This window comes from Fluviicola sp., assembly GCF_039596395.1.
Classification (GTDB): Bacteria; Bacteroidota; Bacteroidia; order Flavobacteriales_D; family Crocinitomicaceae; genus Fluviicola.
Genome location: NZ_JBCNJT010000002.1, coordinates 915,091 through 937,831, shown reverse-complemented (window position 1 = coordinate 937,831; position 22,741 = coordinate 915,091). Strand labels below are relative to the sequence as shown.

General features: G+C 41.3%; 21 protein-coding genes and 1 tRNA gene. 10 read left to right on the top strand and 12 right to left on the bottom strand.

All coding sequences use genetic code 11. The annotated features are described in order from the left end of the window. Window position 1: 1 nt before the first annotated feature. Genes ABDW02_RS12975 through ABDW02_RS12965 form a run of 3 tightly spaced genes read right to left on the bottom strand, consistent with a single transcriptional unit; the run spans window position 2 to window position 2,461 of the window. A complete protein-coding gene (locus ABDW02_RS12975) occupies window positions 2-1,702 on the bottom strand; it encodes a carbamoyltransferase C-terminal domain-containing protein (protein ID WP_343635055.1) in 1,701 nt (566 codons plus the stop codon). A gap of 29 nt (window positions 1,703-1,731) precedes the next feature. After that, complete coding sequence (locus ABDW02_RS12970) at window positions 1,732-2,127, bottom strand: RNA-binding S4 domain-containing protein (protein WP_343635053.1); 396 nt, start codon at window positions 2,125-2,127, stop codon at window positions 1,732-1,734. After that, window positions 2,108-2,461, bottom strand: a complete 354-nt coding sequence (locus ABDW02_RS12965) for an MmcQ/YjbR family DNA-binding protein (RefSeq protein WP_144332320.1) — start codon at window positions 2,459-2,461, stop codon at window positions 2,108-2,110. Before ABDW02_RS12965 ends, ABDW02_RS12970 begins: the two co-directional genes overlap by 20 nt. A gap of 63 nt (window positions 2,462-2,524) precedes the next feature. Here ABDW02_RS12965 and ABDW02_RS12960 point away from each other — a divergent pair, with 63 nt between their 5' ends. The 5 genes from ABDW02_RS12960 (at window position 2,525) to ispG (ending at window position 6,736) form a co-directional block, all read left to right on the top strand. After that, a complete protein-coding gene (locus ABDW02_RS12960; protein WP_343635050.1) occupies window positions 2,525-3,430 on the top strand; it encodes a zinc-dependent peptidase in 906 nt (301 codons plus the stop codon). A 52-nt stretch (window positions 3,431-3,482) separates the two neighbouring features. After that, window positions 3,483-3,908 carry a hypothetical protein gene (locus ABDW02_RS12955; RefSeq protein ID WP_343635048.1) on the top strand — a complete coding sequence of 142 codons (426 nt, stop codon included), beginning with the start codon at window positions 3,483-3,485 and terminating at the stop codon, window positions 3,906-3,908. 4 nt (window positions 3,909-3,912) lie between these two features. Beyond that, complete coding sequence (locus ABDW02_RS12950) at window positions 3,913-4,311, top strand: hypothetical protein (RefSeq protein WP_343635046.1); 399 nt, start codon at window positions 3,913-3,915, stop codon at window positions 4,309-4,311. A gap of 173 nt (window positions 4,312-4,484) precedes the next feature. Next, a complete protein-coding gene (locus tag ABDW02_RS12945; protein WP_343635044.1) occupies window positions 4,485-4,787 on the top strand; it encodes a helix-turn-helix transcriptional regulator in 303 nt (100 codons plus the stop codon). A 38-nt stretch (window positions 4,788-4,825) separates the two neighbouring features. Further along, window positions 4,826-6,736, top strand: a complete 1,911-nt coding sequence (ispG, locus tag ABDW02_RS12940) for a (E)-4-hydroxy-3-methylbut-2-enyl-diphosphate synthase (protein WP_343635042.1) — start codon at window positions 4,826-4,828, stop codon at window positions 6,734-6,736. A gap of 260 nt (window positions 6,737-6,996) precedes the next feature. Here ispG and ABDW02_RS12935 read toward each other — a convergent pair whose 3' ends face one another. The 5 genes from ABDW02_RS12935 to ABDW02_RS12915 all read right to left on the bottom strand — a co-directional run bounded on the left by ABDW02_RS12935 (window position 6,997) and on the right by ABDW02_RS12915 (window position 14,116). Continuing rightward, on the bottom strand, window positions 6,997-7,872 hold the full coding sequence (locus ABDW02_RS12935) for a class I SAM-dependent methyltransferase (RefSeq protein WP_343635040.1): 876 nt from the start codon (window positions 7,870-7,872) through the stop codon (window positions 6,997-6,999). Between the two features lie 6 nt (window positions 7,873-7,878). Next, window positions 7,879-9,750 carry a tRNA uridine-5-carboxymethylaminomethyl(34) synthesis enzyme MnmG gene (mnmG, locus tag ABDW02_RS12930; protein WP_343635037.1) on the bottom strand — a complete coding sequence of 624 codons (1,872 nt, stop codon included), beginning with the start codon at window positions 9,748-9,750 and terminating at the stop codon, window positions 7,879-7,881. Window positions 9,751-9,897: 147 nt separating this feature from the next. Further along, window positions 9,898-10,338 (bottom strand): rRNA maturation RNase YbeY, encoded by a 441-nt coding sequence (gene ybeY, locus ABDW02_RS12925; protein ID WP_343635035.1) that lies wholly within the window; start codon window positions 10,336-10,338, stop codon window positions 9,898-9,900. Next, on the bottom strand, window positions 10,338-10,751 hold the full coding sequence (locus tag ABDW02_RS12920; protein ID WP_343635033.1) for an ATP-binding protein: 414 nt from the start codon (window positions 10,749-10,751) through the stop codon (window positions 10,338-10,340). Before ABDW02_RS12920 ends, ybeY begins: the two co-directional genes overlap by 1 nt. A 26-nt stretch (window positions 10,752-10,777) precedes the next feature. Next, window positions 10,778-14,116, bottom strand: coding sequence for a hypothetical protein (locus ABDW02_RS12915; protein WP_343635031.1), 3,339 nt, complete (start codon window positions 14,114-14,116; stop codon window positions 10,778-10,780). A 181-nt stretch (window positions 14,117-14,297) separates the two neighbouring features. Between ABDW02_RS12915 and gltX the strand changes: the two genes are divergently transcribed. From gltX to ABDW02_RS12900, 3 genes are all read left to right on the top strand, one after another. Then, window positions 14,298-15,824 (top strand): glutamate--tRNA ligase, encoded by a 1,527-nt coding sequence (gltX, locus tag ABDW02_RS12910; RefSeq protein WP_343635029.1) that lies wholly within the window; start codon window positions 14,298-14,300, stop codon window positions 15,822-15,824. Beyond that, window positions 15,821-16,183, top strand: a complete 363-nt coding sequence (folB, locus tag ABDW02_RS12905; RefSeq protein WP_343635027.1) for a dihydroneopterin aldolase — start codon at window positions 15,821-15,823, stop codon at window positions 16,181-16,183. The genes gltX and folB overlap by 4 nt, the downstream gene beginning before the upstream one ends. Before the next feature lie 104 nt (window positions 16,184-16,287). After that, a tRNA-Cys gene (locus ABDW02_RS12900) sits at window positions 16,288-16,358 on the top strand. Between the two features lie 213 nt (window positions 16,359-16,571). On the opposite strand, the gene ABDW02_RS12895 is transcribed toward ABDW02_RS12900, so the two are convergent. Next, the gene (locus ABDW02_RS12895) at window positions 16,572-17,513 is read right to left on the bottom strand and encodes a gliding motility-associated C-terminal domain-containing protein (protein WP_343635025.1); all 942 of its coding nucleotides are present in this window, start codon (window positions 17,511-17,513) and stop codon (window positions 16,572-16,574) included. After that, window positions 17,506-18,039 (bottom strand): RNA polymerase sigma factor, encoded by a 534-nt coding sequence (locus ABDW02_RS12890; RefSeq protein WP_343635023.1) that lies wholly within the window; start codon window positions 18,037-18,039, stop codon window positions 17,506-17,508. The genes ABDW02_RS12895 and ABDW02_RS12890 overlap by 8 nt, the downstream gene beginning before the upstream one ends. A 99-nt stretch (window positions 18,040-18,138) precedes the next feature. Between ABDW02_RS12890 and ABDW02_RS12885 the strand changes: the two genes are divergently transcribed. Further along, a complete protein-coding gene (locus ABDW02_RS12885) occupies window positions 18,139-19,359 on the top strand; it encodes a TlpA disulfide reductase family protein (RefSeq protein ID WP_343635021.1) in 1,221 nt (406 codons plus the stop codon). On the opposite strand, the gene ABDW02_RS12880 is transcribed toward ABDW02_RS12885, so the two are convergent. Together ABDW02_RS12880 and rpiB are read right to left on the bottom strand one after the other, a co-directional pair. Continuing rightward, complete coding sequence (locus ABDW02_RS12880) at window positions 19,356-20,807, bottom strand: M28 family peptidase (RefSeq protein ID WP_343635019.1); 1,452 nt, start codon at window positions 20,805-20,807, stop codon at window positions 19,356-19,358. The two genes, ABDW02_RS12885 and ABDW02_RS12880, sit on opposite strands and share 4 nt — an antisense overlap. Window positions 20,808-20,877: 70 nt before the next feature. Continuing rightward, complete coding sequence (gene rpiB / locus ABDW02_RS12875) at window positions 20,878-21,312, bottom strand: ribose 5-phosphate isomerase B (protein ID WP_343635017.1); 435 nt, start codon at window positions 21,310-21,312, stop codon at window positions 20,878-20,880. A 661-nt stretch (window positions 21,313-21,973) separates the two neighbouring features. Here rpiB and ABDW02_RS12870 point away from each other — a divergent pair. Then, window positions 21,974-22,735, top strand: a complete 762-nt coding sequence (locus ABDW02_RS12870) for a response regulator (RefSeq protein ID WP_294670642.1) — start codon at window positions 21,974-21,976, stop codon at window positions 22,733-22,735. The last annotated feature ends 6 nt before the right edge of the window (window positions 22,736-22,741 follow it).

Here is a 22,741-nt window from a genome sequence, read left to right as displayed (position 1 = left end):
TTTACCGGTCGGGCTTTTCTACCAGGAAGTGATTCAGCACCAATACATCCAAAGCGGATTCTAGGAACAAATTGAGCGCTTGTTCCGGTGTTTCCACAATGGGCATTCCCTTTTTGTTGAAGCTGGTATTGAGCAACACTCCTATTCCGCTTTCTTCCTGAAAGGCTTCAATCAATTGGTAAAACAAGGGATTCCAGTCCTTCTCGACAGTTTGAACACGCGCCGTTCCGTTTACATGCGTAACATTTCGCAAAACTTCGAGGTATTCGGGTTTGGTGTGATCCACCAAAATCATGTACGGGCTTTTTCTTCCGGAACGGAAATAAGTCTCCGCAAATCCGGAAAGCACAGCCGGCGCAAAAGGCCGAAAATCTTCCCGGAACTTGATATTGGCATTGATATGGTCTCCCAATCCTTCTATTCCGGGATGCCCCAAAATACTGCGATGTCCCAACGCTCTCGGCCCGAACTCACACTGATTCTGGAACCAGCCAATTGTTTTTCCAACCGCCAGTTTCTTTGCCGTAAGTTGCACCAAGTCCTCCGGTTGCAATTCCTGAAGGATATAATTCTCCGGTAAAACTTCCAGCGCTTTTTGTATTTCCTCTTTCGCATAGCTTTTCCCGAAACAGGTGCTTGCGTTGTGTTTTACCTTTTGTTTTTTCAATACTTCCAACCAGCCGTAATATGCGCAACCCAGAGCCAGACCGTTATCTCCGGCAGCCGGTTCGATATAGAAATTACCGACGACTTGCTCGTTTAACAATTTAGCGTTCGCTACGGCATTTAAAGCAACACCGCCGCTATAACACACATTTTTATGCGGAAACCGCGTTAAACGGTCTTTAAAACACCAAAAAACGGCTTTTTCCACTTCCTGCTGTGCCCAAAAAGCCACATCGGCATAGTATTGAAAATGTTCTCTGAAAAAAGCATACCCGCTTGAAGGCATGTTCAGCACTTCCCGCCATTCGTTCCGCACCAGCAAAGATCCGTCCTTGAAATCAAAAGCTTCCTGCCCAATCAGGCCTGCTTTCCCATAGGGAGCAAGCCCCATCAATTTCCCCACATCGTCCATATTTCCGAAGACATAGTGACTGATCGCAGCATAAAATCCACCGATGGAATGGGAAGTTACCGGAAGTTTCAATTGGTCCTGAGCCGGAGTTTCAACCGGGCTGAAATCTTTTAAAAGCGGGGTCATTTTTTGCCCGTCGAATAGGTAAAAACTGTCTTTTTCGCACCACATTCCTGTTCCGGAAAGTCTGGAAATATTCGCCGGAAACAGCGTTCCCTGTGAAACATCCATGCACTGTTGATAAGGACTTCCGCAACCATCAATCACCATGACAACGCATGCATCAAACTCACACGTCCCAGCCGCGCTGTAAGCATGTGCCAAATGATGTGAAATACTTACCAATTCGGGTTTTTCATTTCCGGCAAACACTCTTTTTCCGTGAAACCTTTCCCGGTCCGGAATTTCGAAATTGGCCGTTTGAACAACCAGTTTCACATCTTCGAGTGAAATTCCTTCCGCATCCAGGCAATACTGAATAGCATCCGAATCGTTTCCGCCATCGTGCTTGATGCGGGTAATGCGTTCTTTTTCAATGGCCACACAAATAACGCCGTCTTTCAACAACACTGCAGAACCATTGTGCGAAAGTCCTGTTCCCAGGACGTAAATGGGTTTTGACATGAATAGCGGTTTACGGTAGTTAGTGAATTTTAATCTTCGTCATCATCCTCTTCCAGCCATTCGAAAAATGAATCCAGGTTATCGCGGTCTTTACGCGACGGACGGCCTGTTCCATACTCCCGGTAAACACTTTGTGCCGCCTGGTATGTTTTGAATTTTTCCAGTTCCAGCGGATCCGTAATATCGATCAGGTAATCCGCAACGAGTTTCGCTCCCACTCTCCGATCCAGTAAATCTTTGATCTTGTAGCTGAAAGTTGCGTTGTTTTTGATAATGGAAACCGTATCACCGATCTTTACTTCCTTTGAAGGTTTCACGGGCATATCGTTCAACTTGATCTTGTTCCGCTGAACGAGTTCTGTGGCCAATGTCCGGGTTTTTGCAAGGCGCACAAACCACACGTATTTATCTATTCTTAAGCTCATCCTGTAATTTTTTCGGCAACGACGAAACCACTAAATCGTAAGAATGTACGATCAGTTCTTTTATGAGCGAGTCATCCACCAATCCTTCGAGTGAAACGGTATTCCAATGTTTTTTGCTCATGTGGTAACCCGGTTGAATCCCGTCGTAACGCTCACGCAGTTCAATGGCTTTTTCCGGATCACATTTTAAATTAATTCCCGTAGGATCTTCCACATCTACCAAAGCAAACATCTTGTTTTGTACCTTGATTACCAGTGTGCGTTTATCAAAGGGAAATGTTTCCGTAGCTCCGGGAAGCTGAAAACAAAAATGGATCAATTCGTCGAAATGCATGGTGGAAAGGTAGTAAAATTGATACTTTTAGAGATAGTTCTGAATTAATTTTATTATTCTGATATGGTCATTATTGCTTTCATCTTCATTATCCTGCTCGTCGGATTCGGATGGGTTTCCTACAACAAAGCTGCAAATCCAAAGTGGAAAGTCCCACGTGAAACATTCCCGCTGCAGTGGAGAGAAATCCTGGTACAGGAAGTCGCATTTTACAACTCTTTGGACGCTGAAGAAAAAACCCGTTTTGAATTCAAAGTGCAGGAATTTTTGCTCAATTGCCGGATTACCGGGATCAAAACAGATGTGAGTTTAAAGGATAAGTTACTGGTTGCTTCCAGCGCAGTGATCCCGATTTTCGGCTTCGATTCCTGGAAATACACGAATATCCGGGAAGTCCTGCTCTATCCGGCCATGTTCAATGAAAATTATGAATTTGAAGGAGAATCCGAGCGGCGTATCCTGGGAATGGTCGGCAATCAAAGCATGGAAGGCATTATGATCCTTTCGAAAGAAGCGCTGAGACTGGGATTTAAAAACGAATCGGACAAACAGAATACCGCCATTCATGAATTCGTGCACCTGATTGACAAAACAGACGGTGAAGTTGACGGACTTCCGAAAGTGTTGATGAACAAACAATATGCACTTCCCTGGATCAACTTGATGAACAAAGAAATCGAGCGGATATACGCCGGAAAGTCGGACATTAATCCTTATGGCGGAACCAATCGTGCGGAGTTCTTTTCCGTGATCAGTGAGTATTTCTTCGAACGCCCGAAATTACTGGAAGAAAAACACCCGGAACTTTATGCCTTGCTGGAGAAAATTTTCAATCAACACATGTCCGACCGGAACCTTTCCAGGAGAGCAAAAGTCATTGGAAGAAATGATCCGTGCTTCTGTAACAGCGGTAAAAAATTCAAACACTGCTGCGGAAATGTGCATTACACCAAAAAAACAAGCGTTTGATTTTTTTAATTGTCATTAATTTTTTAGCTTTCGGGTATAAATATTCAATCTTATGCACCGATCATCCATCATCATTCTTTCATTCGCGGCCCTTTTTGCAGTTAATTGTTCCAAGAAAAAGGTAGAACCCACAATTGAATCACCAACAGTAGATTACCGGGAAAAATATACGGGCAATTATTCCATTTTGTGGCATTCCACCTATTGGCAAATGAGTGGCATCACTGAAGATACAACCTTTACGTATACCGGCCAGGTAATGCTTGGAAGCACGTCGAATACACTTAAGTTCTTATGGCGCGACAGCACTTACCAGGAGTTTAAAGTTACGGAAACGGGAAAAATACTCTTCTGCGATTCTGTTGAGATCGGCAGTTTTACAAATGATCATCACTTCGAGTTCGCATACACTGACGACACTTGTCAGCCCGGCCCGCTAGGTGAAAGCTATAGTTATCATTTAATCGGAGACAAGTAATTTCATGCTTTCAAACCAGAATCTAGCCGGATACGCCACGTTTTCTTTTGATTACTTCCTGAATGGCGGAATTATTTCATGTACCTGTCCGGATTGCGGTTCGGATATTCGATTACCCATTCGGATTTATCAATCGGGGAAATTGGTAGAAGGGCTTGCAGATGTGTATGGTCCGCAGCTGATTGATGAATTGGTTGAAAAACGAATCGTGAATATCAAAGACGAAACGAGTAGTGTGCATTCGAATCTGAGAAAGTACATTCTCTGGAACATGGATGCCCGCTATGAACTTATTTCCTGCAAAGGCTGCAATAATTTGTTCCTTTCGGTATTTGGAATGGCCGAGTTGCAACCCGGAAGGGAGGAAGTGCAGTTTAAAGGGATCTGGAAAATCATTCGATAGTGTCTTCTCTTAAATCAAAAAACTCAATCATTCCCTCGTAAAATTCACACAGCTACGCAAATTCGCGAATTTGCCAAGATGCCAATTTGCCTGTTTGCCAAATGGCAAACCGAGGCGAGGAAATTTTGTTTCGAATCAACTTTTTTCTTAAATTAAGTAAGAAACGATAAATTATGGGAACAACTAAAATCTATCCTTATTCAAACCAAACTCTGCAATTAGCCCAAATTGCAAAGGCCTTAGGGCATCCAGCAAGAATTACGATTTTAAAATATCTTTTCGAAAACAGAATTGCAACCAATGACACTTTTCAGGGAATTACAACACTCAACAAATCAACTATTTCAAAACATATTAAAGAATTGATACATGCCGATCTGGTTTATTCCGACTACAGGGATTTTGAAGGCAACTATTATTTAAAGAAAGAAGCCGCACATCTCATCGAAATGCTTGTGCAAGAGATTCATCAGTAAAATTCATTCCGTACCTTTGCTTCTGTAAAAATGCTTTAATGTCTGATAGAACAGAATTCTGCAACGATTTATTCAATCGCGAACGCTTTGAGACTCGTGAGGTAAAGATCGGGATTACTGCAATCGGAGGTAAAAATCCAATCCGCATCCAATCCATGACCACTACCGATACGATGGATACGGAAGGTTCCGTGGAACAATCTATCCGCATGATTGATGCAGGTTGCGAATTGGTTCGATTGACCGCGCCTTCCAAAAAGGAAGCAGAAAACCTGGATATCATCAAAAAAGAGCTTGTTAAACGCGGTTACGAAACTCCGCTTGTAGCAGATATTCATTTTACACCAAACGCTGCGGAAATCGCCGCTAAACTCATTGAAAAGGTCCGCGTGAACCCGGGCAACTATGCCGACAAAAAGAAATTCGAAGAAATCGATTACACCGAAGAAAGCTACCAAGCCGAATTGGTGCGCATCGAAGAGAAATTCACACCGCTTGTTTTGCTTTGCAAAGAGCACGGAACAGCCATGCGGATCGGGACCAATCACGGCTCGCTTTCAGACCGCATTTTAAGCAGATACGGCGACACGCCGGAAGGAATGGTGCAATCAGCCATGGAATTCATTCACATTTGCAGAAAGAATGATTACCACGATCTCATCATTTCCATGAAAGCAAGCAATACGCTGGTCATGGTTCAGGCTTATCGTCTGCTGGTGAAAACTATGAAAGAGCAAGGTATGAATTATCCTTTGCACCTTGGAGTAACAGAAGCGGGAGACGGTGAAGACGGACGGATCAAATCGGCGGTCGGGATCGGCGCTTTGCTGGAAGACGGATTGGGAGATACGATTCGTGTTTCGCTCACAGAAGATCCGGAATTCGAGATCCCCGTAGCACAAAAACTGGTGAAGAAATTTGAAGAAAAACCGGATTACAAACTAAATTATTCGTCAAAAATAAATTTCGATTATTTTCATCATAATAGACGAATAACCAATTCTTTATTAAACATAGGTGGAAGCAATACTTCAATTGTTTTTTCAGACTTATCAAAAAAAGAAAAAATAGTTTCAACTAATTTTTTTGGGTTTGGATATGGGTATTCCGAGCAGTTGGACAAATGGAACATTTTTGACCAGGCCGCAGACTATGTATACCTTGGAGATCAGAACATTGATTTCGAACTTCCGGGAACGCTTCGTTTGGTACAGAATTACGAAACCTGGAAAAAACACGAAAGGCCGGATGCTCATCCGCTTTGCACTCTGGAGGAATACCGGAAATACCGTCCGGCGGGGATTGTCTTTTTGTTGGTGGATCTCGACTCGGAATTTGAGGTTTCAACTCTTCCGACAACAAAAATTATTTACGTAGTTGAAACTAAAAAGAAGCAAAAAACACAAATTATCCGCAAATTTCAACATGAATTAGCGAAATTAAATAACCAGATACCGGTTATTCTCAAACTGAATTACGAATTGGCAGAATTGGAAATGCTCCAGTTATACGCCAGTTCCGATGCCGGAATTCACTTCATCGACGGATTTGCTGACGGACTTTGGATTACGGCTCCGAGGTCACTTGTCGACCTGAACAGCTTATCTTTTGGAATTCTTCAGGCCACACGCGCACGAATCTCTAAAACAGAATACATTTCCTGTCCGTCTTGTGGAAGAACCCTGTTTGATCTCCAGGAAACCACTGCGAAGATCCGGGAACGTACATCGCACTTGAAAGGAATCAAAATAGGAATTATGGGTTGCATTGTAAATGGTCCGGGAGAAATGGCCGATGCAGATTACGGATACGTTGGAACCGGTCCGGGAAAGATCAATCTCTATAAAGAAAAAACAGTTGTAAGAAAAAATGTATCCGAAGAGGAAGCGGTAGACGCGTTGATAGAATTGATCCGGGAAAACGGAGATTGGATTGAACCGAATAACTAATTCTTGCGGTTGAGGTCATTTCGATTTCCATCCAATGAACTTGCAAAATTTTCAGGTCAAAAAATTCTATGATTTTAAGAACACTTTACACTAATTTGAATCTTTTCTTAATACGGTCACTGAGCGGAGTCGAAGTGCCGTATTATCCAAAAATGGCTCAAAAAAGTTAAGAATTTCACTCGATTTCCTGCCAGATCTCCCGACAACCAAGGTCTTTCCCTTCCAAACACAAAAAAAGCCCTTCAGAGGGCTTAAAAACACTATTTCTTACGGAAAATATAGATCTGGGAGCTCGAAAAACCTTCTTTAGCTTTCTTATTCGACAAAAATCCAATTCTCATCGCTTTCAGCATCGAACCGCCCTTGTATTTTTCACTGAGCATCGAAACATAATAACTATCGAATTTCATCGGAAGCATTTTTTCAAATTTCAAGCCTTTCGATTCAACTAAGGGAATAATGGACTTCGGAGAAAAATGATACAAGTGTCGTGGAACATCATAAGCCGCCCAATACTCTTTGTAATACTGTGCATCGAAAGAAGTGTAATTCGGAACAGCAATAATTAACACACCATTCTGGTTTATCAACGAAACGATTTTCTCTAAATCAGTTTGCAGGTTATAAACATGTTCCAACACATGCCACATGGAAACAACATCAAACGACTCATTCAGTTCATGCAGCAATCCCAGGTCTTTCAGTTCAATTCCATTTTCAGATAAAGCAACCTTTCTTGCATCTTTATCCGGTTCCAACCCCAAAACAGTATAACCGGATTCTTTTGCTTTAGCCAGGAAATGGCCGGTTCCAGCACCGATATCCAAGAGACGTTTCCCATCTGTTAGTTGTTTCAACAGAGCAATCTTTTTCTTCAGGGTATAGGATCGAACCCAGCCGTAAACTTTATTGACGAATCCTTTCTTTGTAGAACTGTGTGAAACATACTCTTCCGACTTATAATAATCACCGATATGTCCCAGGCTCGGCCGGGGATTTGTAAACAGTAAACTGCACGAACCACAAAGCTCCAACTTAAAGATTTCTCCGGAAAGAAAATGGTCTTTTACGGTCAAATATGTACTAAAGGATTGCGCTCCACAAGAAGGGCAAGACGTTTGATTTAAATGTTCCACGTGAAACTATCTTCCTAAATGAATTAATAAAACAGAAATATCGCTAGGGGAAACTCCACTAACTCTGGATGCCTGACCAATAGTCACCGGCTTAATTTTGCTTAGCTTTTCTTTTGCCTCCGAAGACAAGGATTTCATTGAAAAATAATCCATTGAATCAGGAATCGAGACCTCTTCCAAACGAGACAGTTTCAATGCGACTTCTTCCTCGCGAGCTATATATCCTTCGTACTTTAAAAGAATTTCAGCTTGCTCAACAGCATCCTCATGTTCCACGTGTAACTTTTCAGCCAACTCACGAACATTCTGGCTCATTTCCAACACGTGTTCCATAGTTACATGTGGTCGTGTAAGAACCGATGCTAATTTCACCTGCTGGGAAAGGGGAGAACTACCAACCAAATCCAAGACCGGATTTGCAACTTCCGGACTAACTCCTTCTTTACGCAAAGCACCTATCAACTCTTTTGCTGCACTAATCTTTCTATTCACCCGATCCATCGCTTCCTGATCCTGTAAACCCAGTTCAAAAGCAATCGGTGTCAAACGAACATCCGCATTGTCCTGACGTAACAAGATTCGATATTCTGCACGGGAAGTAAACATGCGGTAAGGTTCCTGAGTTCCTTTCGTGATCAAATCATCGATCAACACACCGATATACGCTTCACTTCGTGAAAGTATAAACGGTTCCTTTTCCTGTACTTTCAAAGCAGCATTGATTCCAGCCATCAATCCCTGGCAAGCTGCTTCTTCATATCCGGTAGTACCATTGATCTGTCCAGCGAAATACAATCCATCTATCAACTTTGTTTCCAACGTGTGTTTTAGTTGAGTAGGGGGGAAGTAATCGTACTCGATCGCATATCCTGGTCGGAACATTTTAGCTTGCTCAAATCCGGGAATAGATCTCAACGCTTTCAATTGAACATCTTCAGGTAAACTGGTAGAAAACCCGTTTACATAGATTTCCACCGTATTCCATCCTTCCGGCTCCACAAAAATCTGGTGTCTGTCGCGATCAGCAAAACGATTGATCTTATCCTCAATACTCGGGCAATATCTTGGCCCGCTACTTTTAATTGCACCATTGAACATTGGTGAACGATCAAACCCTTCGCGCAATAAATCGTGGGTGAGAGTAGAGGTGTAAGTAATGTGACAAGCACGTTGTACTTTCAACGCCTCTGTATTTCCGTAAGAAAACTTGCTGGGATTTTCATCTCCATCCTGCAATTCCATTTTGGAATAATCCAGTGAACGGCCATCGATACGTGGAGGTGTTCCTGTTTTCATTCTTCCGGATTCAAATCCTAAAGCGACCAAATCCTCCGTGATTCCGGTTGCACCTTTCTCACCGATTCTTCCACCGCCAAACTGTTTTTCACCCAAATGGATCAATCCATTCAGGAAAGTTCCGTTTGTCAAAACAACCGCCTTTCCATAAACCGGAATACCCATTGAAGTGCGAACACCCACAACAGAACCGTTCTCCACGATCAATCCATTGCACATGTCCTGCCAAAAATCAACATTTGGATTTCGTTCGAGCAACAAACGCCACTCCTCAGCAAACTTCATTCGATCGTTTTGAGTTCTCGGCGACCACATCGCCGGACCTTTTGAACGGTTCAACATACGAAACTGAATTGCCGACAAATCCGAAACAATACCGGACCCTCCGCCAAGCGCATCAATTTCACGAACGATTTGCCCTTTCGCCACACCACCCATTGCAGGGTTGCAACTCATCTGAGCAATGGTATTCATATTCATTGTAATCAACAACACCGAACTTCCCAGTTTTGCCGCCGCATTCGCAGCCTCACAACCAGCATGTCCGCCACCCACTACAATGACATCATAATTCTTCAACATATTCTCTCACGTTTCACGTGGAACAAAATTACTATCATTCCTGCCAAGCTTTCCAATGTTCCACGTGAAACTTACGCAACATTAACATTTGGCCTTTTTACAAAAACTCGAAAATCAAAAAATGTGTTCCACGTGGAACAAACAAAATCAACCCTTCAAATGTTCCACGTGGAACTTTCGCAACTCCAACATTTCATTCTCCTTAGAGCGCATTAACCTCTCATCACTTTCTGATTTATCCTTGTAACCGCACAAGTGTAACAGACCATGAACACAAACCCGGTGTAATTCATCCTGGAATAACACATCAAATTCATCTGCATTATCCTGAACACGATCTACACTAATAAACAAATCTCCTGAAACGAGATTGTCTTGTGTATAATCGAACGTGATAATATCTGTGTAATAATCGTGGTCCAGGTATTCCTTATTCATATCCAGCAAATGTTCATCCGAACAAAAAATAATGGAAATCTCTCCCAGGGTTTTGGACTCCACATTACAAACATTCGTATACCATGCAAACAAAAATTCCGGGTTTACACCCGGAACTTCATCTATATCTTCAAAAAAAACTTCTACCATTATCTATTAAAAAAAACACTCACTTCATTTCCCTGTTCATTGAACAATACTTCATCAGCCAAGTTTCTCATCAGGAAAATTCCTCTTCCGTTTTCCTTCTCTATGTTCTCCGGAGCCGTTGGGTCGGGTAGGTGTGAGTGATCAAAACCACTGCCTTCATCACAAATTTTAAAACCAAAACCATCACTGGTTTCATAAAATTCCAACTTCACTTCTTTACCAACGTGCATCGAGTTCCCGTGAATAATAGCATTATTTACTGCTTCAGTAACCGCTATCAATACATTACCGTACATGTCTTCATCAATGCCAACCGTCTGACAAGCTTTGTCAATCATCGACTCAACAACCGGTAAATTATTCAACTCTGAAGGAATGCTTAACGAATCAATTAAAGTAAACCCTTCTTTCATTCTATTCATTTAATGTTCTACGTATACTAGAACTGATTGAAGTACTTCCCTGCCTTGTCTTTGTAGTACTTCGTCAACAAAGGATCAACCGCACGCAGCAACTCAACTTGTCCAAGCTTGTTACGCTTATACTCATCAAATCGAATAAGGTTACCATAATTTATATTTTTTCCGGAAGTCGATTCTCTTTTCTCTTCAAAACCTCTTTCTTTCAGCGCTTTCTCACTCTCCAACAAGCGCGTTAAAATGTCCTGCTGACGACGAATCATCTCCGGTGAGAATTGCTTATTGATTAATTGTCTCTCTTGTTCCTCCAATTCTTTGATCAAAGGATTTAATTGGTTTCCTTTTCCCTGACCCTCTTTATTCATTTCATTCCGGATTTGTTCCAGGCGCTGACGAATGGCCGTTTGCTGAGCAGCCATTTTAGCTACTTCCTTATTTCCCAATCCCGGCATTCCCTGGCTCCCTTGTCCCTGCTTATCGCCTGGTTCTTTACCTCCCGGATTCTTTCCTTTCTTCATTTGCTCCAGCTGTTTCTTCAGCATCTCCTTCATATCTCCCGAAGACATTTGACCGGAACTTGGTTTTTGACCGGCACCTCCAGGATTGTCACAAGAACCAGAACCAGGTTTCTGTTGAGCTTGTTGTTGCTGTTGCATGGATTGCAAACTTTCGTTTAGCATCAGTGCAAGGTTGTTGTAACTCGTCATCACATACTGTTGATGCTGTTGCATTCCCCTTCGATTGTGCTCACCGATTTCACCTGTAATCAATCCGAAGTTTGTGCGAATATCTTTTAGTTCTTTGTCAATGAACGGAGCAATTTTCGTTTGACGCTTGGCCAAAGCCATCAAACTGTCCTCGATCAATTTGTTGTCGTCGATGATACTTCGCTGTTTTCTTCCCAATTTATTATAGTAAGGATCCATGTCCTTCACTTTCCCGAAACGGTTCATCACATATTCCTGGTCAAAGCTCAATGACATCAGATTCTCCAGTAACAATCGAATCAAACTCATGTCTTCTTCATTCTGCTTTTTGTTGGCGGATTCCTGTTGATTGTTTAACTGATCGGAAAGTTCCTTCATTTTCTCTGCAGCTTTCTTCTGATTCTCTCCGGCTTTACTTTTCTTGCCTTGATCCAGTTTACTTTTTGCGTCATTCATTTCATCGGAAATCTCCTGCTGCTCCTGTTCAAAAGAATCCATCGGCATTGGCCGTTCCAATTCTTCATTCAGCTTCTGCATTTCCTGCATGTCTTTTTTCAGTTCATCAAACTTCTTGTTTAATTCCTCTTGTTTTTTCGATGCGTCCTTCTCAGAAACTTTTTCCTCCTTGATATCTTTCTCAAGCTTTTCCTGCTCCTGGGCCAACTGGTCCAATTCCTTTTCCAAATCGTCAATCTTCTCATTCACCTGCAAACGTTTCAGCATTTCCATGGTACGATCCAATTGCTTTTTCATTTCGTCGCTGGAAGCATCCAACTTCTCTGTTTCATTTTTCATCTGAAGCTGATCATTCTTCTCCATCAACTTCTCCAGTTCATCCAGAAGTTTTTTGAGTTCATCATCCATTACTTCTTTGAGTAATTCTTCAATGAGTTCCTGTTGCTTCAACAACTCCTCGTCCTGCTCACTGAGTTTATTCTTCTCTTCGTTACTTGCATCCAATTTATCCTTTATGGATTGCAATTCTTCCTGAAGCGATTGTTGTTGCTGTTTCAACGATTGAACCTGCTCCATATTCTTAAAGTCGCTCTTTGACTTGTTCATCAACGATTTCTGCAACTTGTTCACATCCTTCTGGAACTGTTCTGTTTTCTTGAAAACATCTGTCAACGCATTCTTCAATTCCTTTTGAACTTCATCGCGTTTTTCATTCAGGTTCGTAAGCGTTGGCAGTTCATACACGAAATTCTGGGAAGAAGTACTTTTCGAACCATTCACCCCATCGTTATCATATACCAGGAAGTGATAAGAAATTTTGTCTTCCACATCGATATTGTCTCTGCTGAAGTCCACCGCAAACGAGAATTTATCATTGGTCGATGTATACTTGTCTACCAGCATTTTTCGCTTCAACTCGGTTCCGTTCTTCTTTTTAATCGTGTACAGGAAATAAAGCGAAGTCAATCCATAATCATCAGAGATCAATCCTTCAAAAGATCTAACGGAAGCTTTGACAGAATCCACGCTTTCAGAAACCAGGATAGAAGGGTAGGCATCCTTGACTACGTGAACCTGAATATTGGAAGTGTCCAATACATTCAGATCCTTGTTCTTCAAAATGAAGTTGATTGAACCATCGTCTTTGTATACCGATTGGAATGTCCCATTCTCCGCATTGAACTGCTTCGAGAATCCCTTACTGCTTACCTTAAACCAACTTACATTTCGCGCTTCTACATTCCAGTCCACTTTTGTTCCTTCCGGAAGATCCAGGTCAGCAATGTTCAACAAGCGTTCATCTTTCCTGTGTAAATACTTCGGGTAATGCAAAGTCGCTACTACTTTTCCCAAAGAGGAATTTCCCAGAATCTTTACTTCGAATTGTTTGGATTCAAATCCTTCACTTTCAAAGTGGAAAATGAAATCAGATTTCAAATTCTCAATAGGGAAGGACAAGCGATTCTTTCGAATCTTATTCATTTTATATCGTCCGCGGTTCGAAACCAGGAACACGTGTTCCGGAACATACAACCCGGTAATATCCACCTCCACATTGTAGGAGCTTCCTTCACGCAGTTTATCTTTTTTATTCACCAGGTTAAAGTCGAAAGGTGCTTCCTGTGCCTGGGAGAAATTCACTACGTTTGAAGAACCCTTGGTAATCCATCTTGGAGCAAAGACTGCAATTGTCCCGAAAAGCAAAACTATCGGAATCACATACTTCAGGTATTTTTTAGACTCTTCGTAACGAACCGCTTCTTCAAACTTAACGGCAAGCAGTTCATTTGACTTTTGTGAAACACTCGCCCGGATCAATTCAAAACTGCGATCGTTTTCGTTCACGATTTCATTCAATTGAAGCGTATTCAACAACCTGTCAGAAACATTCGGGAAAAATGCTCCGATAATCTTTGCCGCCTGGGTTCTGTTAATGCGTTTTCCAAAGGAATACAAACGCATGAGTGGAAGCGCAAAATAACGCACCAGCAAATAACCGTTCATTCCCAGGAACAAAATCAATAATATAAACCGCACCGAACTTGGGAAACGGCCAAAATATTCCAGGACACTCACTGTTAACCAGGAGGCCAATAAAAAGCCAACGACGATCAAAACACCCTTGAGGATTTCACTCTTGTAATACTTGCGGATGAAGGCGTCTATTTGCTCAATTAAGCGATCAAAAGCTGACATAAAAACAATTCTTATTGGAATAACTTACTAAAGTAGAAAAGTTCATACAGAACATCTTCTTCAAATTCTAACCGGCTGTACACTTTACTCTTAAAAAAGGTTAATCCGTCTCGTTTTTAACACTTTCCCATTTTGCAGAACAAGGTCAATATTTAATTACTTTTGCATAAAATTTACAAGCATGAGTTCGTCAAACGTACGTGTCCGTTTTGCACCATCCCCAACAGGTCCTTTGCACATGGGAGGTGTTAGAACAGCACTTTATAATTATCTTTTTGCAAAACACAATAATGGAACTTTCATTATTCGGATAGAGGATACCGACCAGGAACGTTTTGTTCCAGGAGCACAGGATTATATCATGGAATCTTTGAAATGGTGTGGAATCATGCCAACAGAAGGTCCGGGAATCGGTGGTGAATATGGTCCGTACATTCAGAGTGAGCGCATGGATCTTTATAAACCGTATGCGCTTCAGCTTGTTGAAAACGACAAAGCTTATTACGCATTCGACACTCCCGAAGAATTGGATGCTGTGCGTGAGCAAGCTAAAAATATGGGAATGCCCAACTGGCAGTACAACAGCGTTACGCGTACGAATCTGAAGAATTCACTGACACTTCCTGCCGACGAAGTACAAAGAAGACTCGAGGCCGGTGATAAGTACGTGATTCGTATGAAAATGCCTAGAAATGAAGATGTTAGATTTGAAGACATCATCCGTGGATGGGTCGTTGTAAATACGAATAACCTGGACGACAAGGTATTATTTAAAAGCGACGGGCTTCCGACTTACCATTTAGCGAACATTGTAGATGATCATTTGATGAAAATATCTCACGTGATCCGTGGGGAAGAGTGGCTTCCGTCAGCTCCATTGCACATTTTGCTTTACCAGGCATTCGGTTGGGATGCTCCGAAATTTGCTCACCTTCCGCTGTTGCTTCGCCCGGATGGAAACGGTAAACTTTCCAAGAGAGACGGTGACCGTTTAGGTTTCCCGGTTTTCCCTATTTCCGGAAGTTTAAAAGATCCGAAAACTGGAAACATGGAATCATTTACAGGTTACCGTGAGAGCGGGTACCTGCACAATGCATTTATCAACATGCTTGCTTTCCTTGGATGGAACCCGGGAACAACACAGGAAATTTTCAGCCTGGATCAATTGGTTGAAGCCTTCAGTTTGGATCGTGTAAGTAAAGCAGGAGCGAAGTTTGATCCGGATAAAACCAAATGGTTCCAGCAACAATATTTGAAAGCAACCAGCGACGAAGATTTGGCTAAAATGCTCAAATCTGAATTTAATCTTGCGGAAAACGATGAAAAAATCGCACAATTTTGCCATTTGATGAAAGAGCGTGCAACCTTCCTGAAAGACATGATGACCGAAGGTGCTTACTTGTTGAATAAGCCGGAATCTTATGACGAACAAACCGTCTCCAAGAAATGGAAGGAAGATTCTGCTGCTCTGATGAACGAGTGGAAAGGAAAACTGGAAGCAATCTCCACTTTCGATGCTCCAACCATTGAAGCTGCATTTAAATCCTTCCTGGAAGAGAAATCTTTAGGAATCGGTGCTGTCTTGCCTTTATTCCGATTGCTGCTTACTGGAGCCGGAACAGGGCCTTCTATGTTTGAAATTGCTGCTTACTTAGGGAAAGAAGAAGCATTGAACCGCATGAATGACGGATTAGCAAAATTGGGATGAATCACCTCATTGAAGTCAACGGAATAAAACTCTATGCTTACCACGGTTGCCTGGAGGAAGAAGGAAAGATCGGCGGAAACTACATAGTAGATGTTCGCATGAAAACTGATTTCCAGCAGGCAGCTTTGAGTGATGAGTTGAGCCAAACCATCGATTATGTGCATATCAACGCGATCGTTACACAGGAAATGGCTATCCGTTCCAAATTGATCGAACACGTTGGCCAGCGCATTGTTTCACGTATTGAGCGGGAAATCAACGGATTGATTGCCTTGCGAGTGAAAGTTACCAAGATTTGTCCTCCCATAAACGGGGATGTAGATAACGTAGCGATTATTATTGAGTCGGGAACTTTTTAAAAAGATTCAAAGTTCAAAGGTTTCAAGAGTTCAAATAGAAAGGAAACATCTTCGCTATTTTCATTGGAATTAAAGAAAAATTACTATTTTTGCCGGCACAAGATGGTCTCGTGGCCGAGCGGCTAGGCACCGGTCTGCAAAACCGTATACTCCGGTTCGAATCCGGACGAGACCTCGAAAAGCTTCGCATAACCGCGAAGCTTTTTTGTTTTACAACATATTTAAACCGTATACTCCGGTTTCCCGTAAAGATTTTCCGTTTTGAAATGGTGTAGGTACGCGACGCATCGCGTACCTACAAGAATGAAAACCAAAACGATTTATAACAAAAAAGCACCCGTCAATGGACGAATGCTTCTTTCACTTTGTTTCAGTATACGTGTAATTATTAGCGTCTTAATTCGAACAATTGAATGTCCCTGAAGCTTTTTCCGTTTTGATCTTTTCCTGTAACGATCGCAGCATAACTTCCGTTCGGTGCTTCGTCTCCGGATTTATCTCTACCGTTCCATCCCTCGCGTTCGCCAGGAATATTTGAACGGAACATTTCACGGTTGTTTTGATCAATGATTACCAATTGGAAATCGCGGATATTCTCAGCTTCTACGAAGTAATAATCATTACTTCCATCAGAGTTCGGTGTAAAAATACTCGGGAACTTCGTCACTTTTGCCTGTAGATCAGCAAAAACCGGTTCTTTCGTATTCTCCGGATGCTTCACAACCGGCGTTTCTTTATCTTCCTTCTTATCAACAGGAGATTTTTTCGAATCCGTTGTTCTATCTCCTGGTTCTTTTTTACCGTTGTCGGCAGGAGTTGTTCTGTCTTCCTGTTTCGATTTATCAGCCTTTATTGTTTCAGCAACATGATCATCAGCTATAATGAATCGATCATCCGGTTTCTTGTATTCCTTGTCAGTTGGTTTTATTGCCTGCTGAATATCATCCGATGATTTATCGTCCACCACTTCCGGTTTGGTATAAATAGTATGTGGTGCGAATTTCGTGTTCTCCGGTTTGTGCTCGTCCTGACTTGCTACAGTCGTATTTTGAGAAATTTCCTTCGGAGAATCTGCTTTTTGATTCACTGTTTCTTCACCTGAATTCAAAGCAACAACAGTAGTGACCACACCTACAGTTCCAACTGCAGCTGAGCCAATGATCCATTTTGTCAAAGCAGAAAGACCTTTTGTTGCAACCGTTGCCGTTGAAGCAACACCTGCAGCAGCCATCTTAGCCTGAACACCAGCCCACAGATCCGGCCTTACCGGAGCAGTCTGGTTTTCAAATGCCTTCGAAAACAGTTCTTGTATATTATCTTTTTCAATCACGTTCTAATAATTCTAATTGAGTGCGTAGAAAAGCCCGTGCACGCGAGTATTGTGATTTGGAGGTATTCTCCGTTACTCCCAATGTATCTGCTATTTCTTTATGCGAATAACCTTCTATTGCAAACATGTTAAATACAATCCGGTATCCGTCAGGCATTTCATCGATCAACTTCATCAATTGTGCCAGGTCCATTCCATCAAACTGATGGTCTGTAAAGGATACTTTGTATTGAACCTCTTCGACTTGTACGTCATCCAATAACTTTTTGTTCTTCCGGATAGTATCCAAAGCTGTATTGACTACAATTCTTCTGATCCATCCTTCCAGAGATCCTTCCATTTTGAAATCCACAATCTTCTGAAAAACCTTTACAAAACCATCTTGTAATACGTCTTCAGCTTCCTGGTTATTTCTCAGGTAACGCTGGCAAACTGCCAGCATCTTGGGAGCAAACTTATCAAACAACGCCCGCTGTGCTTTTGAATTTCCTTTGGCGCATTCATTTACCAATGTTAAATCATCCATAGCACTTGCTGTATCAATAGACTCTAAACTACCAAAAAAGGTTGCACGAGGCAGGTTTCTTCAAAATAAAAAATTAAATTAGTCGTACTTTAGCACCCCATGAAAATAAGTATTGCCTCCTTGTTACTGATTGCCGTATCAGCGACATCTGTATATTCTCAAAAAATAGCCCTTCTTCCGGGATCTTATTCTGCTTATCTTCAATTGAATGAGACCACCCAATTGCCCGTGCATTTAACTGTGGAGAAAAAACAGAAAAGAATGCTGCTGGTTATTCACAATGCGGAAGAGCGCATTGAACTTACCAACGGAATTAAAAAAGGAGATACGATTGTTTTGCCTTTTCCAAGTTTCGATTCCGAATTGAGATTCATTACGGACAAGAAAAAGGAAATTCGCGGATTCTGGTTCAATTATAACAAAGGTGCAAACTACAAAATTCCTTTTTTCGCAAACTTCAATCCAAAACCCCGGAAAAAAGATGCACCGGGCGGTGATTTAAACGGAAAATGGGAAACGCATTTCTCTCCGAAAACTACGGATGAAGAAAGTGCTTTGGGAATTATCGATCAGAAACAAAATCACATTACCGGTACTTTCCGCACAGAAACCGGAGATTACCGCTTCCTGGAAGGAGTGATTGAAAATTCGAAATTCTATCTTTCTGCTTTTGACGGTTCACATGCTTTCTTATTGAATGGTTCCATCAAGGATCACCGTGTGCAGGGTTATTTCTACAGCGGCAAACATTATTCTACGGATTTCGTAGCCACTTATAACCCGGATTTTGAACTACGCGATCCGGATTCCATTACGGTACTTAAGCCAGATCACACTCCTTTCAGTTTCAACCTGAAAACAGTTAACGGAACGGATTATTCCTTTCCGAATGCCGAAACACGGGGAAAAGTTGTGATTATTCAAATCATGGGAACCTGGTGTCCGAACTGCATGGATGAAACCAATTACTACAAAGAATTGTATGAAAAATACCATTCAAAAGGATTGGAAATCATTTCGATCGGATATGAAGCAGCAGATTCTTTCGAAGAACAGGCAAAGAAAATCCTTACTTTAAAACAGCGCAAAAATCTCGACTTCACCTTTTTGGTAGGAGGGAAAGCTTCCAAAGGAATTGCTTCCGATCAATTTAAAATGCTCAACGAAGTCATTTCTTTCCCAACATCTATTTATATCGGAAGAGACGGCGAAGTAAAACGCATCCATACCGGGTTCAATGGTCCGGGAACAGGAGATGTTTATACGGAATACGTGAATAAAACGAATGCACTGATCGAATCCCTGCTGGGGAAAAATTAATTCAACCGGATTCTTTTCGGATTGTCTGAAAGTTCCCAGGCAGTGTAGAAAACCAATCGTGCTACTTTTTCCACTTTGGAGAAGATGATTTTCTCTACATCATCCGTTGGCTGGTGATAATCTTCGTGTACTCCGCTGAAATAGAAAATCACCGGGATGCTGTGCTTTGCAAAATTGTAATGGTCCGAACGGTAGTAGAATTGATTCGGGTCTGACAAACTGTTGAACTTGTAATCCAACTTTATGCGCGTATATGTCTCGTTTGCTTTTTCATTCGCATCGTGCAAATCGTTGCTCAGCATATTCGACCCGATAATGTAAATGTAATTCGTGTCCTTTTCATGACCGATATCGTTACGCCCGATCATATCGATGTTTAAATCGGCAACAGTATTTGCCAGCGGAATAACGGGATGTGAAGAATAGTAATCCGAACCGAGCAACCCTTTTTCTTCCCCTGAAACCGGCATAATCAGAATGGAACGTTTCGGACCTTCCCCGTTTTTCTTTGCTTCCATAAATGCTTCGGCCAACTCCAACAAAGATACTGTTCCGGTTCCGTCATCATCCGCACCATTGTAAACAACTCCGTGATCCACACCGATGTGATCGTAATGCGCAGTAATCACCACTACTTCTTTTGAAAGTACCGGATCACTTCCTTCTATATATGCCAATACATTCGAACTTGTCAACCGCTCTTCCTGGGTATTCAATTCTCCGCTTACCGTAAAAACAGGTTTTGCCGGTTTCGCAATTTTTCCCTTTCCCGACAGGAATCCGTTTGATTTCTTCTTCAAAGGTTCCAGGGAAGATTGGTTCACAAACAGGATGGGGAATTCTTCTTTTCGTTTTTCATCTGCCAGGTACATGGTTTTCGTGGTTACGTAATGTTCCATGTATTCATATAAAGTAGTATATTGATCGGAAACCAGTATAATTCCTTTCACTTGTTTCGGCAGATCTTTTTTAAGTGCAGCAACTTCTTTACGCACTTCCAGGCTTTTCATCACGTACACTACGTAACACGGTTTCTTTTCCGCCTGTTCCAATTGATCTACCGTATAAACAGGAAGATTATCCAAAGTAGTTCTGGATTTACAGGCGTAATAAATAAAGTCTGTTTTGAAATTCAGGTTCAAACCGTTTAAACTCAGAGTTCCTCCCGGCGTACTTTCTATGACATCGAAATATTGTTCATAACCCGACATTCCCGGAGCAACAGAACATCCCAGTTTTTTAAAATAAGCACTCAGGAATTCAGCTGTCATTTTCTGACCTTGTTTCCCGGTTTCTCTTCCCATATATTCATCGGAAGCTAAAACGGTGAGGTTCTTTTTCAGATCTGCTTCATTAATATAGGAACTGTATTTTTTCGCTATATCAACCTGCTGGGAAAAGCAAACGCATAAAGCACTTGAAAATAGTAGACTGGTGATTCCTTTCATACCTTATTTATATAATTGAAAAGTGAGAAGTTAAAAGTCCTTTTTCACTTCTCACCTTTTAACTTTTAACTTATACCGGGATTTTATCAATTCGTTTCTGGTGTCTTCCTCCTTCGAAAGCCGTATTCCAGAAAATATCCACCATTTCCAACGCTTCCTCCACGGAAACAAAGCGTGCAGGCAATGTCAGGATATTAGCATCGTTGTGTTCACGTGCCAATTGTGCAATTTCTTTCTTCCAGCAAAGTGCTCCGCGAATTCCCTGATGTTTATTAACAGTCATGTTAATTCCGTTGCCGCTTCCGCAAATCACAATTCCTTTTGATCCTTCATTGGCTTCTACATGATTTGCAACCGGGTGACCGAAATCTGCATAATCAATGCTTTCTTCGCTGTAGCATCCGTAATCCTTTACTTCGTAACCTAAGGATTCCAAATGTTTAATAACTTCTGATTTCAATTGAAATCCTGCATGATCTGCTCCGATCGGAATGATTTGTGACATAATACTGAAAGTTTTGTCAAAGTTAAGGCTTATCAACAAATGGAACAATCAATTAACAACAAGAAAAAATGCATTCGCTGAAAGGCTTGATTTCCTTGATAGTACAAAAAACAGTTTTACACACCTTTTAATTCCGGATTGTCAATATCTGTTGGAAAGATTCAATAACTATTTCTAGGATATCCGAACTATTTCATCATATGTACAAGTTTTTGAATGAAGCACCCAAAAGTTTGGTGAAATTATCGCTCTTTTATCCCCATGTTAAACACATATTAACAGCGTTGAAAGGAAGTATTTTATACACATTAACAATTCCGCCTCAATTGTTGATATCTGCGTAAAGTATTGTCACAGAACTTCAAATCGACGTTTTCAATTGTCAATAAATCCATCGAATGAACTCATAAGTTTAAAAAACGAATCTTTCGGATGAAAGTTTTACACGAATTAACACCCCTAATAGATATAATAGATTTCTTTTTAAAAAAGATTTTTATTCTATTTATTTTGTTTCTCCTCCTTGAAGACTAATTTGCACAATTCATAGTTAAAGTTTATATTCGAATAGACGAACGAAAGTTAGGCGTCTACTAAATATTTAGAACAGATTGTAATTAACGGTTAAAATTAATTACTTTTGACTCCAAAGCTGTAAAGAATGACGAAGGCTAATGTGTTAGTTGTAGAAGATGAATTCATTGTTTCGAAGGATATCCAGTCAAGTTTGAAAAAGCTTGGGTACCACGTTGTTGGTGCAGCTCCTTCGGGTGAAAAAGCATTGGAATTATTGGAAGCAAATCAGCCTGATATTGTCTTGATGGATATCATGTTGAAGGGAGAAATGAACGGGATCGAAACAGCTGAAATTGTTCGTAACCAATACTCCATTCCGGTAATTTACCTTACAGCTTATGCGGATGAAGCCACTTTATCCAAAGCAAAAGTTACCGAACCTTACGGGTATATTCTAAAGCCTTTCAAAGAAATCGATTTACATACGTCGATTGAAATGGCACTTTATAAACACAAAAAAGAACAGGAAGTAGAACGCGAGCGCGACATGCTTTATTCGTTGGTTGAAAACAAGGAAAAAGATTCCCTGAATGAGTTCATTTTTGTAAAATCCAACAGCAAATTGGTGAAATTAAATATGAACGATATTTATTTCATCGAAGCATTAAAGGATTACGTAGTTATTAACACCAACGAAACACGTTATACGATTCATTCCACGATGAAAGATATCGAAACGAAATTGGGTACGGACCAGTTTATTCGTGTGCACCGTTCGTTCATTGTTCGCCTGGATAAAATTGCATCGATCGATTTCCCGAACCTGCAGCTGGAAAATGATCGCAAACTCATTCCTATCGGTGGTTCCTACAGAGATGAATTGACGAACCGTATCAAAATGCTTTAACGAACA

What these genes read in the sequence shown, in the direction of transcription:
- ABDW02_RS12975 (WP_343635055.1), bottom strand. Translation starts at nt 1,702, where the DNA reads ATGTCAAAACCCATTTACGTCCTGGGAACAGGACTTTCGCACAATGGT.
- ABDW02_RS12970 (WP_343635053.1), bottom strand. Translation starts at nt 2,127, where the DNA reads ATGAGCTTAAGAATAGATAAATACGTGTGGTTTGTGCGCCTTGCAAAA.
- ABDW02_RS12965 (WP_144332320.1), bottom strand. Translation starts at nt 2,461, where the DNA reads ATGCATTTCGACGAATTGATCCATTTTTGTTTTCAGCTTCCCGGAGCT.
- ABDW02_RS12960 (WP_343635050.1), top strand. Translation starts at nt 2,525, where the DNA reads ATGGTCATTATTGCTTTCATCTTCATTATCCTGCTCGTCGGATTCGGA.
- ABDW02_RS12955 (WP_343635048.1), top strand. Translation starts at nt 3,483, where the DNA reads ATGCACCGATCATCCATCATCATTCTTTCATTCGCGGCCCTTTTTGCA.
- ABDW02_RS12950 (WP_343635046.1), top strand. Translation starts at nt 3,913, where the DNA reads ATGCTTTCAAACCAGAATCTAGCCGGATACGCCACGTTTTCTTTTGAT.
- ABDW02_RS12945 (WP_343635044.1), top strand. Translation starts at nt 4,485, where the DNA reads ATGGGAACAACTAAAATCTATCCTTATTCAAACCAAACTCTGCAATTA.
- ispG (WP_343635042.1), top strand. Translation starts at nt 4,826, where the DNA reads ATGTCTGATAGAACAGAATTCTGCAACGATTTATTCAATCGCGAACGC.
- mnmG (WP_343635037.1), bottom strand. Translation starts at nt 9,750, where the DNA reads ATGTTGAAGAATTATGATGTCATTGTAGTGGGTGGCGGACATGCTGGT.
- ybeY (WP_343635035.1), bottom strand. Translation starts at nt 10,338, where the DNA reads ATGGTAGAAGTTTTTTTTGAAGATATAGATGAAGTTCCGGGTGTAAAC.
- ABDW02_RS12920 (WP_343635033.1), bottom strand. Translation starts at nt 10,751, where the DNA reads ATGAAAGAAGGGTTTACTTTAATTGATTCGTTAAGCATTCCTTCAGAG.
- ABDW02_RS12915 (WP_343635031.1), bottom strand. Translation starts at nt 14,116, where the DNA reads ATGTCAGCTTTTGATCGCTTAATTGAGCAAATAGACGCCTTCATCCGC.
- gltX (WP_343635029.1), top strand. Translation starts at nt 14,298, where the DNA reads ATGAGTTCGTCAAACGTACGTGTCCGTTTTGCACCATCCCCAACAGGT.
- folB (WP_343635027.1), top strand. Translation starts at nt 15,821, where the DNA reads ATGAATCACCTCATTGAAGTCAACGGAATAAAACTCTATGCTTACCAC.
- ABDW02_RS12890 (WP_343635023.1), bottom strand. Translation starts at nt 18,039, where the DNA reads ATGGATGATTTAACATTGGTAAATGAATGCGCCAAAGGAAATTCAAAA.
- ABDW02_RS12885 (WP_343635021.1), top strand. Translation starts at nt 18,139, where the DNA reads ATGAAAATAAGTATTGCCTCCTTGTTACTGATTGCCGTATCAGCGACA.
- ABDW02_RS12880 (WP_343635019.1), bottom strand. Translation starts at nt 20,807, where the DNA reads ATGAAAGGAATCACCAGTCTACTATTTTCAAGTGCTTTATGCGTTTGC.
- rpiB (WP_343635017.1), bottom strand. Translation starts at nt 21,312, where the DNA reads ATGTCACAAATCATTCCGATCGGAGCAGATCATGCAGGATTTCAATTG.
- ABDW02_RS12870 (WP_294670642.1), top strand. Translation starts at nt 21,974, where the DNA reads ATGACGAAGGCTAATGTGTTAGTTGTAGAAGATGAATTCATTGTTTCG.